This is a genomic window from Thiomonas sp. FB-6, from assembly GCF_000377645.1.
GTDB lineage: Bacteria > Pseudomonadota > Gammaproteobacteria > Burkholderiales > Burkholderiaceae_C > Thiomonas_A.
In genome coordinates this window covers 1-14,715 of record NZ_KB898491.1, presented here as the reverse complement: position 1 = coordinate 14,715, position 14,715 = coordinate 1, and the positions used below count along the sequence as shown (strand labels likewise).

Sequence of the window (14,715 nt, the reverse complement as noted above, 5' to 3'; positions counted from 1 at the left end):
GCGTTTTCCTGGGCAGGTCTGAGGTGTACGATCCTTTCAATCATCATACAATACTTGCTCGCGACGCCATGACCAAGACCGCTTCCGTCCCGCCTTCCGGCCAGGGTGCCTCGGCGGGGCCCGCCTTGCACCGGCAGGTCGTGCAGCGCCTGGGCGAGCGCATCGTCGGCGGCGGCTACCCCAGCGGCAGCACCCTGCCCAGCGAGGAGGTGCTGGGCCACGAAATGGGAGTCAGCCGCACCGCGCTGCGCGAGGCGGTGAAGGTGCTGGCCGCCAAGGGGCTGCTCAAGGCGCGCCCGCGCATCGGCACGCGCGTGCAGCCGGTGTCGGCCTGGAACATGCTCGACCCCGAGGTGCTGGCCTGGCGATGCGCGGCCGATCCCGGCGGCGACATGCTGCGCCAGCTGGGCGAGATCCGCGAGATCATCGAACCCAATGCCTGCATGCTGGCCGCGCGCAACCGCGACGCCGAGGACCTGCGCGCCCTCGAGCGCGCCTGCGACGCGATGCGCGCGTCGCAGGTGATCGAGCAATGGGTGGCCGCCGACCTGCAGTTCCACGTCGCGGTGCTCGAAGCCACGCACAACGAGCTGCTGATTCCGCTGTCCTCGGTGATCGGCTCGGCCCTGGGCATGCTGCTGGGCGTGTCGGCGCGGCGCGCCGACACCTTCAAGGAGGCGCTCGACGACCACTTGCGCATCTTCGAGGCCATCCGCGAGCAGGACCAGCGCGCCGCCTTCATGCGCATGCGCCGGCTGCTCGCCGACACCCGCAGGCGCCTGGAATGAACCCGAGCCTGCCGCCGCTGCTGCTGCAGTTCGCGGCCACCGCCGCGCTGGCCTTCGTGCTCGGCCTGGAGTTGCACAGCTACCGGCGCGCGCAGGACGAGGGCGTGGGCTTCGGCACCACGCGCACGCTGACCCTGATCGGCGCCGCGGGCTTCGTGCTGTGGCTGCTCGACGGCGTGCAGCCGCGCGGCCTGTACCTGGCCGGCCTGGCCGCGCTGGCGCTGTGGCTGGCGGTGGACCTGGCGCGCGCCGGGCGCGACGGCGGCACCGGCGGCGAATTGCTCCCCGGCATGATCGCGCTGCTGGCCTACGCGCTGGGCCCGCTGATCCAGAGCCAGCCGCCGTGGATGGTCGCCGCGGTGCTCATCGTGGCCATCCTGATGCTGGCCGAGAAGCCGCTGATCCGCAAGATCTCCGACGCCATGCCGGTGTCCGAGGGGGTCACGCTGGCGAAGTTCCTGATCATCGCGGGACTCGTGCTGCCGCTGCTGCCGGACACGCCGATCCCGGGCCTGAGCACCATCACCTACTCCAAGGTGTGGCTGGCGGTGGTGCTGATCTCGGCCATTTCCTACGCCGGCTACCTCGCGCATACCTACCTGTTCCCGCGCGCGTCGACCCTGCTCACCGGGCTGCTGGGCGGGGTGTACTCCAGCACCGCGGCCACCGTGGTGCTGGCGCGCCAGGCGCGGCGCGACGAGGCCACGGCCGCGCTGGCCCCGGCCGCCACGGTGCTGGCCACGGCCATGATGTACCTGCGCCTGTGGGTGGTGATCGCGGCGCTGGGCCACCTCGATGCGGCGCTGCGCCTGGCCCTGCCCTTCGGGCTGCTGTGCGCGCTCAGCCTGGGCGTGACCTGGCTGCTGTGGCGGCGCGCGGCGGGGGCCGGCGGCGCCGCCGCGCCGGCGCCGGCGCTGCTGGCCTCGCGCAACCCGCTGGACCTGCCGGTGGCGCTGCTGTTCGCGGCGCTGTTCGTGGTGTTCGCGGGGCTGACGGCCTTCGTCACGACCCGTTTCGGAGTCGGCGGGCTGAACCTGCTCAGCTTCGTGGTCGGGCTCAGCGACATCGACCCCTTCGTGCTGTCGCTGCTGGCGGGGCACTTCCAGGTCGGCGCCTCCGCGGTGATCCACGCCGTGCTCATCGCCTCGGGCAGCAACAACCTGCTCAAGGCGGTGTACGCGCTGGCCCTGTCGCGGCGGCGCGGCATGCTGCCGGCCGCCGCCTGGCTGGCCGCCAGCATGCTGATCTCGCTGGCCTGGGCCGCCGTTCCGGCCTAGGGTGCGGCCGGCCCCGTCAGTCCTTCGGGATGTGCGCCAGCACGTAGCGCCAGACCTCGTCGAAGCTGAGTTCGCCGTCTTGGTTGGCGTCCATGGCCTCGAAATGCTCGGCCGCGTAACCCCAGCCCGAGCGCTGCGCGCCCTCCTTGCTGACCCGATGGGTGTTCGGGTCCGCGGCACGGTCGAAGTAGTGGCGCATGTCGCGCTTCATGAACTGCAGGGCGCTCGCCGGGGTGACGGGCGCGGCAGGCGCAGCCGTGGGGTCCGGCGGGGGAACTCCGAAACCCTCCAGCCCCTGGGGAGGCTGGAACGGGTCGGGCCGCGAGGCGTCGCTCGAGGGCTGCGAGGCCGCCGCGGGCAGCGCCGAGGCCAGCGCGGCACAGCCCCAGGGCGCGAGCAGGCAGACGCCCAGGAACAGCCGGAACAGGGGTCGGTGGGGGGTACGCATCAAAGGCTCCTTGCAGGGGTGTCGGGGGACCATGTGCCGCCGGCCACGCGGCTGAAATAGCGCTCCAGCGCGGCCTTGTAGGCATCGTGGCTGCGGCGACTCAGGTACACCATGTGCCCGCCCGGGTACAGGCGGAACTCGACCTTGTCGCGCAGCCCGGCGCTCTCCAGGTTCAGCACGGTCTGGAAGAACGGCGTCATCAGGTCCTGTTCGCCGTGCACGATCAGCACCGGCAGATGGCCGCCGAGGTCGATGGCCTCCTTCAGGTCGCTCACCGTCTGCGGCAGCGTGCTCAGGTTGCCGTCGTGGTGCCAGTTCCAGTCGCGCATCATGCCGCCGTTGGTGATCACGTAGGGCGTCGCGCAGCGGTAGCCCAGGAAGTCGCTGAAATAGCTGCGCCCCGCGGCCAGGAAGGCCTTGTTGAAATAGTCCGAGGCCCCGGCCCAGCGCTCCGGCCGGCCGTCGAAGTCCACGTAGCCCCAGGCATTCGGCGGCACGCTGACCATGGCGTTGTACACGTCCAGCCGCCTGGATTGCCGGTCCCACTGCCGGTCGCTCAGGCCGAGCCGCGCCGAGCCGAAGTCCACATAGCCCATGTTGAAGGCGCGCGCCCAGTCGTCGGCGCTCAGCCCGCTGGCGTCGGCCAGGGTCTGGAAGCTCTGCTGCAGCGCGCTGGGGAAATCGCTGGCGCGATACGGAAGCGCGTAGGCCTTGCGGAAGGCGTCCGAGCCCACCGTGGCCTCGTAGCTGGTGTACGCGGGGGCCCAGACCTCACGCGCAAGGGTCATGGCCCGGTCGGCAGCCCGCGAGGCCTGCTCGATCGAATAGTTCAGATGGGTCGACGCGAAGTGCACCATCAGGTAGCTGGGGATGTCGCCCTCGCAGGACACCGGCGACGGGGCGGCGGCGACGGCGCCGTCCGGGGTCTTGAGCTCGGGGGCCCGGGCGTTGTACCAGCGCGTGTCGCAGTTCGCGTTGTAGTCGAGCACCGGGGAATTCAGGATCACGCCGTCCAGCACCGGGGCCTGCGGCGCCAGCGGCCCCTGCTGCTCCATCAGGCGCGCGACGATGGGGGTGCGGATGCCCCCGTAGGATTCGCCGTACAGGAACTTGGGGGACATCTGGCGCTGGTTGGCGAGCAGCCAGGCGTCGATGAAATGCAGCACCGAGCGGGCGTCGGGGTCGACGCCCTCGAAGGACTGGTTGGTGTTCGGCGCCACCGCCTCCGACAGCCCGGTGCCGACCGGGTCGACGAACACCATGTCGGTGCTGCCCAGCAGGGTGTCGGGATTGGTCTCGAGCCTGAAATCGGGCGAGGTACTCAGCGCGGACGAAGGCAGGTTCATCTCGTCGATCTGCAGGGTCTTCGGCCCCCATCCGCCCAGGTGCAGGTAGATGCTGGACGAGCCCGGTCCGCCGTTCCAGAAAAAGCTCACCGGCCTCTTCGCCGCGGGCTGGCCGTCGAGGGTGTAGGCGGTGTAGAACATGCTCGCCTCGACCTCGCCGGTCTCGGGCGAACGCACCAGCAGGTGGCCGGTGGTGGCGGTGTAGGACTCCAGGCGCCCTTGCACCATGAAACGGTGGTGGCTCACCGCGGCTCCGGGGATGGCCTGCGCGAGGGCCAGCGAGGCTTTCGGCCCCATGTCGTAGCGCACGGGATCGGTGTAGGCCTGGTCGGCCGCCGTCGCGGGCGGTGCCCCCAGGCCGCGTGCGCCGCCGCCCGCTGCGGCGTTGCCGGCGCTACCACCTCCGCCGCAGGCGCTCAGCGCGCAGGCCGCCGCCAGCGCCAGCCCGCAACGCCAGCGCGCCGCGCGGTGGCGCCACTTCGGGACCGGCCCCCGGCCGGAATGGGGGCTTCGTGAAACCGCGCGCGGTGGCGCTTCGTGACGGAACTCGGACATGATCGCTCTCGGGTCTGGTGGAACGGATGCCATGCCGCGGCGTGGCGCCAACTCCCCGATCCGGCCCTCTCGCGCAAGCATCGTCGTGCTTGCATGGCCGAATCGCGAAACCAGAATAGACCCGGAAAAAAGCGAAATTTTTCCAATTTGGCAGCACTTAACACCATGAAAATGCATTCATGGAGTCAGTGTGCAAGAGTGCCGTTGGAACCCGGCGAGCCGCACCGGATCCCGCGCGCGGTCGGCACGGCGGCCGGCACCGACCGTGTGAAGCCTGCCGCTCAGCGGTCCTGGGCGTCGCCCGGGTGCACCAGCAACACGGCGCAGCGGCTGTCCCGCGCCACCGCTTCGGCCACACTGCCCAGCATCAGGTTGCCCACGCCGCTGCGCCCGTGGCTGCCGAGCACGATGAGCTGGGCCTCCCAGCGGCGCGCCTCGGCGCGGATGGCATCGCCCACGCGCGGCGTCTGGCGCCCGGTCTCGACGATCGCGGTGCTCACGTCCACGCCGAACTGCGCGGCGCGGTTCATCCAGTCGTCCAGCAGCAGGCGCGCGTCGTCGCTCATCACGCGGCTCACGTCGGCCAGTGCGCCGGCCAGCCCCGCCACGTCGACCACGCAGACCATGCGCAGCGAAGCCTGGAGCGCGCGTGCCAGCGCGATGGCGTGTTCGGCGGCTTGCTGGGCGGTGGCGCTGGCGTCCAGCGCGAGAAGGATTCGGGAGTACATGGCGGCCTCGGGGTCAGGGAGCGATGTGGCCGGCGCGCAGCGCCTCGTCGGAATAGGCGAACACCAGGCCGGAGTCGGCACCGAGCAGGCCGTGGTCCTTGCCGTGGTATTCGAGGTGGCTCAGCAGATGGCGCATCAGGTCCAGCCGGGCCGCGCGCTTGTCGGCCGCGCGCACCACGTACCAGGGCGCGTGCAGCGTGTGGGTGCGCGCGAACATGGTGTCGCGCGCGTGGCTGTAGTCCTTCCAGTGCGCCTGCGCGGCCACGTCGATGGGGCTGAGCTTCCACTGCTTGAGCGGGTCGCGGCGCCGCGCCTGCAGGCGCCTGCGCTGCTCCTGGCGGTCGATGTCCAGGTAGTACTTGAACAGCCGGATTCCCGAGCGCACCAGCATCTGTTCGAACACCGGCACGGTGTCGAGGAACTCCTGGTACTGCGCGGCGTCGCAGAAGCCCATCACCGGCTCGACGCCCGCGCGGTTGTACCAGCTGCGGTTGAACAGCACGAATTCCTGCGCGCTGGGCAGGTGGGGGACGTAGCGCTGGAAATACCAGGCGCCGGTCTCGCGGTCGGAGGGCTTGCCCAGCGCCACCACGCGGGTCTCGCGCGGGGAGAGGTGCTCGACGATGCGCTTGATGCTGCCGTCCTTGCCGGCCGCGTCGCGCCCCTCGAGGATCAGCAACAGGCGCTCGTCGTGGGCAATCAGGTGCTTCTGGTACTTGACCAGTTCGATCTGCAGCGCGCGCAGCGTCTTCGCGTAGGAGTCGGGGCGCGCCTCGACTTCGGGCGGCTCCGCGGGAAGCTTCCGGCCCGCGCCGGGTGGGTTTCGCGCCATGAGGACTCAAGCCATGTACTGACCGCCGTTGACGGCCAGCGTGGCGCCGGTGACGAAGCCGCAGCGCTCGTCGACGAGAAAGGATACCGCGTGCGCGATCTCCTCCGGGCGGCCCAGGCGGCCGGCCGGAATCTGCGCCTTGATGGCCTCGAGCACCGGGGGCTCGAGGCCGGCCAGCATGTCGGTGTCGGTGTAGCCCGGCGCCACGGCGTTGACCGTGATGCCCTTGCGCGCGGACTCCAGCGCCAGCGCCTTGGTGAATCCGATCACCCCGGCCTTGGCAGCGGAGTAGTTGGCCTGGCCGAACTGCCCCTTCTGTCCGTTGACCGAGGAAATATTGACGATGCGCCCCCAGGCGCGCGAGCGCATGCCCTCGATCACCGCGCGGCACATGTGGAACATGGCGTCGAGGTCGTCCTGCATGACCTCGCGCCACTGGCGCAGGTCCATCCTGTGCAGCATGGCGTCGCGGGTGACGCCGGCATTGTTGACCAGCACGTCGATGCCGCCGCCGAGTTCGCGCTCGACCTCGCGCACGCCGGCCTGGCAGGCGTCGAAGTCAGCCACGTCCCAGCGGTACGCGCTCAGCCCGGTGTCGCGCCGGAAGGCCTCGGCCGCCGCTTCGTTGCCGCGGTAGTTCACGGCCACGCGCAGCCCGTCGGCGGCCAGGCGGCGCGCGATGGCGGCGCCGATGCCGCGCGTGCCGCCGGTGACCAGGGCGATTCTCGTCATGGTGCTCTCCCCCGGGCCGCCGTTGCCCGTGGGGGCCGGCCGCCCTGTGAATGCTGGATCAGGACGTGCGGCGGGCGGCCGCACGGGTGGGTGCCGCGGGAGCGCGCCGCGCGGCGGGAGCGGCCGGCGCCTCGGCCGGCGCTGTCTCGGCGGCTTCCTGCAGATGGCTCTGCCAACGGGCGGCGCCCTGCTGCAGGGCCTCGGACATGGCGGCCTGCATGGCGCCGGCGATACGCCCGAATTCCTGCAGGTAGCGGGTCGCGCCGTCGGGCTCGCCGCGCAGCGTCTGCTGGGGCAGCTTCGCCCAGTCGCCCGCATCACGCGCCTCCAGAGCGTCGAACAGGCGCTGCGAGGTGTTGCGGGAGAACTCGCGCATGGTCTGCAGCTGCAGGCGCGTGAGTTGCTCGAATCCGTCCAGCGCGGCGTCGAACAGGTCGGTGAAGCATTCGACCTCGGCGCGCTGGGCGGCCTGGATCTGGGATTTGGGGTTCATGGCGCAACTCCTGCGGCGGGTAACCAGGATGAGCTCACAATCTAGTATCGATCCTGGCGTCCCGCGTGTCCTTGACCTGGATCAGCGCGGCCCGGCCGCGGCTCACACGCCGAAGGGGTAGGTGTCGGGCTGGCCTTCCAGGCTCAGGCTGTCCAGCGCGGTGACGGCGTGGCTGCGGTCGATCCAGATGTACTCGTCGTACTGCTCGGGCAGCACCGACTCGAAATAGTGGCTGGCCATCTCGGTGCGCGGGCGGTAGAGCACCCCGACCGCGCGCTGCAGGCGCGATTCGCGCAGGCCCGCCAGATCGGGGTCGGGTGCGAGTTCGCGCATGGGCAGCAGCAGGCCCGGCACGCCGCAGTCGTGGAACACGCGCTCGTGGCTGCCGGCCAGGCTGGGGCGCAGATCCATCACCTGCATGTCCCCGCCCCAGGACTCGGCGGCCGCGACCTGCCCCGCGTGGGTCCCGAAACCGATGGTGTAGGCCTGCTCGCCGAAGGCCTTGCGGCACAGGCGCCCGAGGTTGAATTCCCCGCGCAGGGCCATCTCGGTGGCCGCCGAGTCGCCGACGTGGGAGTTGTGGGCCCAGACCACGGCGCGGCTGCGCGGCCCGCGGAAGTCCAGCAGCGTGCGCAGGGTCTCGAACATGTGTCCGTCACGCAGGTTCCAGGATTCGCGCGAACCGTAATACATGGTGCGGTAGTAGCGCTCGGCGTTGGCCACCAGGCGCGCGTTCTGCAGCGCGTCCAGGAAACGCTCGCCGTCGTAGCCGCCGTAGCTGGCGCGCGCGTGCAGCAGTTCGCCCAGCATGGCGACCACGTCGGCCTCGCAGGAGCGGTAGCCGGCGGTCAGCGTGGCGCGCGCGTAGCCGGCGGGATCGTCCTCCCAGGGGCTGAGGCAGCCATAGCGCTGGCGGGCCAGGCGCGCGGTCGCGGGGTCCACGCGCTCGAGGTAGTCGAGCACGCGTTCGATGGAGCCGTACAAGCTGTACAGGTCCAGCCCGTGGAAGGCGGTGCGCAGCGCCGGCCGCTGCAGCGCGTTGAAGCCGCGCAGCCAGTCGACGAATTCGGCCACCTCGCGATTGCGCCACATCCACGACGGAAAGCGCGCGAAGGCCTTCCAGCGCGCCGCCGGCTCCTCGCCGTGGCGCACGTACTGGTCGATGCGCGCGCAGTCGGGCCAGTCGCCCTCGACGGCGACGAAATCGAAGCCGCGCTTCTCGATCAGGGCGCGGGTGATGCGCTGGCGCATACGGTAGAACTCGGAGGTGCCGTGGGTGGCCTCGCCGATCAGCACCACGCGCGCGCGTCCGATGCGCCGCAGCAGCGGCTCCAGATCCGCGGCATCCAGGTCCTCGAAGGCCTGCCCGGCACGGCCCACCGCCGCCGCCAGGCGTGCCTGCGCCCCGGCGGCGGCGTCCGCGCCGCGGCGCGCGGCGCCGTCGCGCGCCGCCTCGCCGGCCGCGGGCGCGATGCGCAGGTCGGCCAGGTCCTCGGACTCGAATCGCAGCTCGGAGACGCGGCGCGTGCGCACCAGTTCCACCACGGCCGCCGCGGCGGGTTGCGCCATCACCAGGCGGCCGCCCACCCGCAACTGCGCGCGCAGGGCCTGCGCAGAGGCCTCGACCCCCGGCTGCACGAGGATGGCATCGTAGGGGCCCTGCTCCTCCCAGCCGGCCGAAGCCTCGCCGTGGCGCACATGCAGCTCGCGCAGGCCCAGGCGGGCGAACAGGGAGGCGGCGCGCTCGGCCATGCGCGCGTCGGGTTCGACCGTGCGCACCTCGGCGGCCAGCCGGGCGAGCACGGCGCTGCCATAGCCGCAGCCGGTGCCGATTTCCAGCACCTTCTCGCCCGCGCGCAGCTCCAGCGCCGCCAGCGCCACCGCCAGCACGTGGGCCTGGGGCAGCAGGCGGCCGTCGTCCAGGCGCAGCGAGACCTCCTCGTAGGCCGCCTCGCGCGCCGATTCCGGCACGAAAGCTTCGCGCGCGACCTGCTGCAGGGCCTCCAGCACGCGTTCGTCGTCCACGCCCCGCGATGCGATCTGCTCGCGCACCATGTTCTGGCGCCTGCGCGCGTAATCCGGGTGGTCCATCACGTCTCTCCGGCAGGGCCGCCCGCCCGGCAGGCGTGCCTGGCAGCCGCGGCAGCCTGCACAGTGTGCCCCCGGCGCGGCGCGGCTTCCTTGACGTGGCGCAGCCCGGCGCTCGCGGCACGGCGCGCGCCCCGGCGGGATCAGCGCAGCAGGATCGGCTCGCCGGCGCCGGGGATCTGGTGCGCGATGCCCTGCTGCTCCAGGCGCTGCGCGAAGGCGCGCATGCCGGTATCCAGGTCGCCGTGGACCAGGAACACCCGCCGCGTGCGCCCGCAACCCTTGAGCCAGGCCAGCAACTCGGTGCACCCGGCGTGGGCGGAAAAACCGTTGATGGTGTGGATCCGCGCCCGCACCTCGACCACTTCGTCGAACAGCCGCACCTGCCGCGCGCCGTCGATGATTCGCCGCGCCAGGGTTCCCTGCGCGGCGAAACCCACGAAGACCACGCTGTTCGACTGGTTGCCCAGGTTGTGGCGCAAGTGGTGACGCACCCGCCCTCCGCTGCACATGCCGGAGCCAGCCATGATCACGGCGCCGCCCCGGATGGTGTTGATCGCCATGGATTCCGCGGTTTCGCGGCTCAGGCGCAGCCCGGGCAGCTGCAGCGGGTCGGGCCCATGCAGGCGCGAGGAGAACTCCGGACGCAGGCAGCCGGGGTAGCGCAGGAAGATCTCGGTGGCCGAGATGGCCATCGGCGAGTCCAGGAACACCGGCAGGTGGCGCGGAAGCTGTCCGCGCTCCACCGCCCGTGCCAGCACGTACAGCAGCTCCTGCGCGCGCTCCAGCGCGAAGGTGGGCACCACAACGTTGCCGCCGCGCGCCAGGGTGTCGGAGACGGCATGCACCAACTCGTCGCTCGAGGCCTGCCAGTCGCGGTGGTCGCGGTCGCCGTAGGTGGTTTCCATGACCACGTAGTCGGGGTGCCTGGGGGGCGCCTGCGGGTCGCGCAGCAGCGGCCGCCCGGGGTTGCCGATGTCGCCGGAGAAAAACACGCTGCAATGCCCGCCCGGCTCCTCCAGCTCCAGCAGGATGGACGCCGAGCCCAGGATGTGCCCGGCGTCGACGAAGGTGGCATGCACGCCGGGGGCCACTTCCCGTCGCAGCCCGTACTCCGCCGATCCGTCGAAGAAGTCCATGGCGTGGAAGGCGTCGGCCAGCGTGTACAGCGGCTCGGCGTCCTGGGTCTGGCGCCGCCCGTGGCGCTGGGCGCGACGCGCATCCTCCTCCTGCAGGCCGGCCGCGTCGGCCAGCACCAGGCGGGCCAGCTCGCGCGTGCCCGCGGTGCAGACGATGCGCCCCTTGAAGCCCCGTTTCACCAGCAGGGGGATGCGCCCGCAGTGGTCCAGGTGGGCGTGGGTGAGCAGCAGCACGTCCACGCCCGCCGGGTCGAAACCGAACTCGGCGGCGTTCTCCTCCGCCAGCTCGCGGCCGCCCTGGAACAGACCGCAGTCCACCAGCACGCTGGCGGATGCGGTGCGCACCAGGTGGCAGGAACCGGTCACCTGCTTGGCCGCGCCGTGACAGGACCATTGGATCATGGGAGTAGCTCCTGGGAGAGGTCGCAGAGTTCGGGCAGCGCCGCCGCCAGCTCCGCGTCGAGCGCGATGCGCTCCACGCCGGGCGGCGGCTCCACGCTGTCGGTACAGGCCACGCGCGCGGCTCCCGCGGCGCGCAGCAGCTCCAGCGCGTCCCCCGCGAACAACCCGTGCGTGACCACGCACACCGCCGGGGCCATGGAGCGCCCGCGCAGTTGCTCCAGCACCACGGCCAGGGTGCGCCCCGAGCTGGCGATGTCGTCGAGCAGCACCGGCGTGCGCCCGGCCCAGCGACTCAGCTCGGGCAGCCGGCTGGACACGTCCAGGTCGCCGCGGCGCTGCTTGTCCAGCACCAGCATCGGCGCCCCCACGCTTGCCGCGACCTCGGACACCCATTGCCGGCTCTCGGCGTCCGGGCCGATGAGCAGGGGCTGCGCCACTTCACGCGCGATCCAGCGTGCCAGCGGCGCGGCGGCGTGCACCACGCGGCTGCGCAGGCTGTACACGCGGTCCAGCGAATCGATGCGGTGCAGGTGCGGATCCACCGTGAGCAGCCAGTCGAAATGGCCGGACAGCCAGGCCGCGTAGATGCGCGCGGACACCGCCTGCCCGGGCTCGAAGGCACGGTCCTGGCGCATGTAGGCCAGGTAGGGGGCGATCAGGCCCAGGCGCGCCGCGCCGAGCTCGCGCAGCGTGGCCGCGGCCATCAGCAGCGGCACGGTGAGCGGGTCGGGATCGCGCAGCGTGCACACCAGCGCCGCCGAAACCGGCGGCGGCGCCACGCGCACCAGCGATTCGCCGTCCGGGAAACGGTGCAGCCACAGCCCCGCTCGCCGCGCGCGCGGTCCCAGCCGCACCACCAGCGCATCGGTGCGCGCCTCGTTGCCGGGCATGGCGTACAGCTGCCAGGGCGTACCCGCCGGGTCGCTCATTGCGCCTCCAGATGGAACATGCCTGGATGCCCCTGGACGAAATCCAGCGCGTAATCGAGCTCTCCCTGCGATTCGGCGTGCAATTCGAACAGGGGCTGGCCGCGCTCCACGCGCTCGCCCACGTGCGCGCCCAGCAGCAGCCCGGCGCTGCGTGCGTGCGGAGCCCCGGCCAGTTTGGCCGCGCGCGCCAGCAGCCGGTTGTCGATGGCCTGCACGCGCCCGGCGCAGGGGGATGGAACCGGGCGCTGGAAGGGTGCCACGCCGGGCTCGCGAAAGGCTCCCTGGGCCTCGCAGATGGCCTGGAACTTGCGCAGCGCTCGCCCGTCGTCCAGCGCGCCTGCGGCCAGCTCGCGTGCCGCGGCCGTACCCCCGGCGGGCACCAGGCCGCCGAGCTCGATCACCGCCGCGGCCAGGTCCAGCGAGCGTTCACGCAGGTCGGTGCTGGCCTGCGGGTGCCGGCGCAGCACGCGCAACACGTCGTGCGCCTCCAGCGCCGGGCCGACGCCCCGGCCCACGGGCTGCGAGCCGTCGCTGATCAGGCCCACCATGCGCAGGCCCAGCGCGTGGGCGCTGGCGTACAGAGCGCGCAGCAGCGACTGTGCCTGCTCGGCGCTGCGCACCTTGGCCGTGGGGCCGGTGGGGATGTCGATCACCACGTGGGTGGAGCCGGCCGCCGCCTTCTTCGACAGTACCGAGGCCACCAGTTGCGCCTCGCTGTCCAGGTCCAGCATGCGCTCCACGCGGATCAGCAGGTCGTCGGCGGGGCTCATGTTCATGGCCCCGCCCCACACCATGCAGCCGCCCTCGGCCTCCACCACGCGGCGCATGCGCGCCAGGTCGAGGTCCACGCAGGTGATGGTCTCCAGGGTGTCGGCGGTGCCGGCCGGGGAGGTGATGGCGCGCGAACTGGTCTTGGGCATGATCAGCCCCAGCGCGGTGGCGATGGACACGACGATGGGCGTGGTGCGGTTGCCGGGCAGGCCGCCGATGCAGTGCTTGTCCACCACCAGCGCATGCGGCCAGCTCATGCGCGCGCCGCTGTGCACCATGGCCCGCGTGAGGTCGTTGACCTCGGCGCGGCTCATGCTGCCCGCGGCGCAGGCCACCAGGAAGGCGGCGATCTCCACGTTGGACAGGCGCCCCGCCACGGTGTCGCCGATGATCGCCTCGAAGGCCCCCTCGCTCAGGTGCTTGCCGAAGATCTTGGCCCGCACGTGGCTCATGGCGTCGCTGGGGCGCGCGAAGCGAAAGCGCAGGCGCTCGCCCGCGCCCGGCTGCAGGCGTGCCCAGGCCGCCTCCGACAAGCCGACCTCGTCGGGCCCGAGCAGCCCGCCCGAGCTGAGGATGTTCAGCGTGGCGACGATGCTGGCGCGCTCGCCCAGCACCTCGATGCGCGCATGCGCCTCGAAGCCCTCCGCGCGCACCACCGGGGAGTCGGCACGCAGCACCACGACGGGTTCGTGGTGCGTATCGACACCCAGACGCCTGGGCCGCAGCGAGAACGGCGGCCCGTCGCGTGGCTCGGCTGATTCCATGGCTCGCCCCGGCTGTCCTGTCGCGCCCAGCTTAGCAAGGCGCGTCGGTGCCGCCCTTGATCCAGGTCGTACGGCGCGCGTGTCGAGCGAGTCGCGCGGATCAGAGCGAGTCGGCGAACAGCAGCCGGGCCACCGTCTGGTTGTCGATGGGCTCGTCGAACAGCGAGCGCACCAGCAGGTCGCTGCCCAGCAGTTGCGGCGCGAACAGCATGTCGGGCTGCACGCGGCGGATCTTCGCCACGTGGCGGGCATCGTTGACCCCGGCGATGGTCTTCACGCCCGGGGCGAGTTCCTTGACCGCCAGCACCGCGAAGGCATTCTCGGCGTCGTCCTCGCGCAGGGTCAGCACCGCCTTGGCATGGGGCACGCCCGCCTGCTCCAGCACCTCGTCGCTGCTGGCGTCGCCCACCACCACGTCGGCCTCGGGCGGAAACGGGGAATTCGCGGCCGCGGACACCACCACGGTGACCGGCACCCCGCGTTGCTGCAGCGCCTTCCAGGTCGTGTAGGCCAGCGCCGAGATGCCGAGGATGACGTAATGATTGCGGCGTTGCTGCTTATGCATGCGACCCTCCAGAGTCCGCTTGATGCTTCCGCCGATCACCGGGCCGATGATCAGCGACAGCGTGGTCGCGAACACCGAGATGCCCAGCACGATCAGCGAGACCGTGAACATGCGCGCGTGCGGGCTGCGCGGCACGATGTCCCCATAGCCCACGGTGGACATGGTCTCCACCGAGTAATACAGCGCCGTGCCCAGGTTGCGGATGGGCGGCGCGTAGCCCGCGCCGAACCACAGGCTGCCCAGCACCCCGTACAGAAGCAGGCTGCCGATGCTCAGCAGCGCGAACAGCGAACCCGCGGCAATGCTGCTGCGGTTGAAGCGGCGCGCCCACAGCAGCAGCACGGCCAGCTGCAGCAGGCACATCACGAACAAGGGCCCCGTGTGGTGGAGCGATACCAGCGCGTCGCCAGCGCCCAGCAGGCTCAGCAGCAGCGTGATCACCCAGGCCAGGCGCGCGCTCGCGAGCAGGCCGAAGCTCATCAGCACCAGGCCCAGGCCCAGCAGCACGCGCGGAAGCACCAGCAGGTCGGCCAGGCCCAGCACGGCCTGCGGATCGTTCAGCACGCGCAGCGAGCCCGCCACGTGCGCGAACTGCGGACGCACCAGCATGGCGCCCGCCAGCGCCGCCAGCAGCGCCGCCAGGGCCTGCGGGCCGATCGAGGCCCACCCGCGGCGCAGGCTTCCCAGACGCGATTGGACGGGCTGCAGCAGCGCGCGCAGGCGCCGCCCCGGCCGCCGCCCGTCCCCGGCGCTCACTGGACTACCCTCCTCGCTACGCTCGACTCCCCGAGGGAGTGGAGCGCCGCTTCGGAGCGGCCGTGCACGGCGCTCACTGGACTGCCCTCCTCGCTACGCTCG

General features: G+C 71.8%; 13 protein-coding genes. 2 read left to right on the top strand and 11 right to left on the bottom strand.

Annotated features, from left to right (window positions below; all coding sequences use genetic code 11):
- Positions 1–68 precede the first annotated feature (68 nt).
- Complete coding sequence (locus D466_RS0114120) at positions 69–788, top strand: FadR/GntR family transcriptional regulator (RefSeq protein WP_018914357.1); 720 nt, start codon at positions 69–71, stop codon at positions 786–788.
- Complete coding sequence (locus tag D466_RS0114115) at positions 785–2,065, top strand: DUF4010 domain-containing protein (protein WP_018914356.1); 1,281 nt, start codon at positions 785–787, stop codon at positions 2,063–2,065. The genes D466_RS0114120 and D466_RS0114115 overlap by 4 nt, the downstream gene beginning before the upstream one ends.
- A 16-nt stretch (positions 2,066–2,081) precedes the next feature.
- Here D466_RS0114115 and D466_RS0114110 read toward each other — a convergent pair whose 3' ends face one another.
- The 11 genes from D466_RS0114110 to kch all read right to left on the bottom strand — a co-directional run bounded on the left by D466_RS0114110 (position 2,082) and on the right by kch (position 14,613).
- Entirely contained in the window at positions 2,082–2,513 is a 432-nt protein-coding gene (locus D466_RS0114110) for a hypothetical protein (protein WP_018914355.1), read from the bottom strand.
- Positions 2,513–4,414 carry a hypothetical protein gene (locus D466_RS0114105; RefSeq protein WP_018914354.1) on the bottom strand — a complete coding sequence of 634 codons (1,902 nt, stop codon included), beginning with the start codon at positions 4,412–4,414 and terminating at the stop codon, positions 2,513–2,515. Before D466_RS0114105 ends, D466_RS0114110 begins: the two co-directional genes overlap by 1 nt.
- A gap of 281 nt (positions 4,415–4,695) precedes the next feature.
- Entirely contained in the window at positions 4,696–5,142 is a 447-nt protein-coding gene (locus tag D466_RS0114100; RefSeq protein ID WP_018914353.1) for a universal stress protein, read from the bottom strand.
- Between the two features lie 13 nt (positions 5,143–5,155).
- On the bottom strand, positions 5,156–5,974 hold the full coding sequence (ppk2, locus tag D466_RS0114095; RefSeq protein WP_018914352.1) for a polyphosphate kinase 2: 819 nt from the start codon (positions 5,972–5,974) through the stop codon (positions 5,156–5,158).
- Positions 5,975–5,980: 6 nt separating this feature from the next.
- Positions 5,981–6,706, bottom strand: a complete 726-nt coding sequence (gene phbB, locus D466_RS0114090; RefSeq protein WP_018914351.1) for an acetoacetyl-CoA reductase — start codon at positions 6,704–6,706, stop codon at positions 5,981–5,983.
- A 58-nt stretch (positions 6,707–6,764) separates the two neighbouring features.
- Entirely contained in the window at positions 6,765–7,199 is a 435-nt protein-coding gene (locus D466_RS0114085) for a phasin family protein (protein ID WP_018914350.1), read from the bottom strand.
- Between the two features lie 102 nt (positions 7,200–7,301).
- The gene (locus D466_RS0114080; protein ID WP_018914349.1) at positions 7,302–9,290 is read right to left on the bottom strand and encodes an erythromycin esterase family protein; all 1,989 of its coding nucleotides are present in this window, start codon (positions 9,288–9,290) and stop codon (positions 7,302–7,304) included.
- Positions 9,291–9,430: 140 nt separating this feature from the next.
- Positions 9,431–10,828, bottom strand: a complete 1,398-nt coding sequence (locus tag D466_RS0114075; RefSeq protein WP_018914348.1) for an MBL fold metallo-hydrolase — start codon at positions 10,826–10,828, stop codon at positions 9,431–9,433.
- Complete coding sequence (locus D466_RS0114070; RefSeq protein WP_018914347.1) at positions 10,825–11,757, bottom strand: ribose-phosphate diphosphokinase; 933 nt, start codon at positions 11,755–11,757, stop codon at positions 10,825–10,827. Before D466_RS0114070 ends, D466_RS0114075 begins: the two co-directional genes overlap by 4 nt.
- Positions 11,754–13,292, bottom strand: coding sequence for a thymidine phosphorylase family protein (locus D466_RS0114065; RefSeq protein WP_026285282.1), 1,539 nt, complete (start codon positions 13,290–13,292; stop codon positions 11,754–11,756). The genes D466_RS0114070 and D466_RS0114065 overlap by 4 nt, the downstream gene beginning before the upstream one ends.
- A 100-nt stretch (positions 13,293–13,392) precedes the next feature.
- The gene (gene kch, locus D466_RS0114060; protein ID WP_018914345.1) at positions 13,393–14,613 is read right to left on the bottom strand and encodes a voltage-gated potassium channel protein; all 1,221 of its coding nucleotides are present in this window, start codon (positions 14,611–14,613) and stop codon (positions 13,393–13,395) included.
- Between the last annotated feature and the right edge of the window lie 102 nt (positions 14,614–14,715).

Bases quoted from the DNA above. Each gene is read 5' to 3' on its own strand.
- phbB (WP_018914351.1), bottom strand. From the start codon at position 6,706: ATGACGAGAATCGCCCTGGTCACCGGCGGCACGCGCGGCATCGGCGCC.
- D466_RS0114110 (WP_018914355.1), bottom strand. From the start codon at position 2,513: ATGCGTACCCCCCACCGACCCCTGTTCCGGCTGTTCCTGGGCGTCTGC.
- D466_RS0114065 (WP_026285282.1), bottom strand. From the start codon at position 13,292: ATGGAATCAGCCGAGCCACGCGACGGGCCGCCGTTCTCGCTGCGGCCC.
- D466_RS0114070 (WP_018914347.1), bottom strand. From the start codon at position 11,757: ATGAGCGACCCGGCGGGTACGCCCTGGCAGCTGTACGCCATGCCCGGC.
- D466_RS0114120 (WP_018914357.1), top strand. From the start codon at position 69: ATGACCAAGACCGCTTCCGTCCCGCCTTCCGGCCAGGGTGCCTCGGCG.
- D466_RS0114075 (WP_018914348.1), bottom strand. From the start codon at position 10,828: ATGATCCAATGGTCCTGTCACGGCGCGGCCAAGCAGGTGACCGGTTCC.
- D466_RS0114105 (WP_018914354.1), bottom strand. From the start codon at position 4,414: ATGTCCGAGTTCCGTCACGAAGCGCCACCGCGCGCGGTTTCACGAAGC.
- D466_RS0114085 (WP_018914350.1), bottom strand. From the start codon at position 7,199: ATGAACCCCAAATCCCAGATCCAGGCCGCCCAGCGCGCCGAGGTCGAA.
- D466_RS0114080 (WP_018914349.1), bottom strand. From the start codon at position 9,290: ATGGACCACCCGGATTACGCGCGCAGGCGCCAGAACATGGTGCGCGAG.
- ppk2 (WP_018914352.1), bottom strand. From the start codon at position 5,974: ATGGCGCGAAACCCACCCGGCGCGGGCCGGAAGCTTCCCGCGGAGCCG.
- D466_RS0114115 (WP_018914356.1), top strand. From the start codon at position 785: ATGAACCCGAGCCTGCCGCCGCTGCTGCTGCAGTTCGCGGCCACCGCC.
- D466_RS0114100 (WP_018914353.1), bottom strand. From the start codon at position 5,142: ATGTACTCCCGAATCCTTCTCGCGCTGGACGCCAGCGCCACCGCCCAG.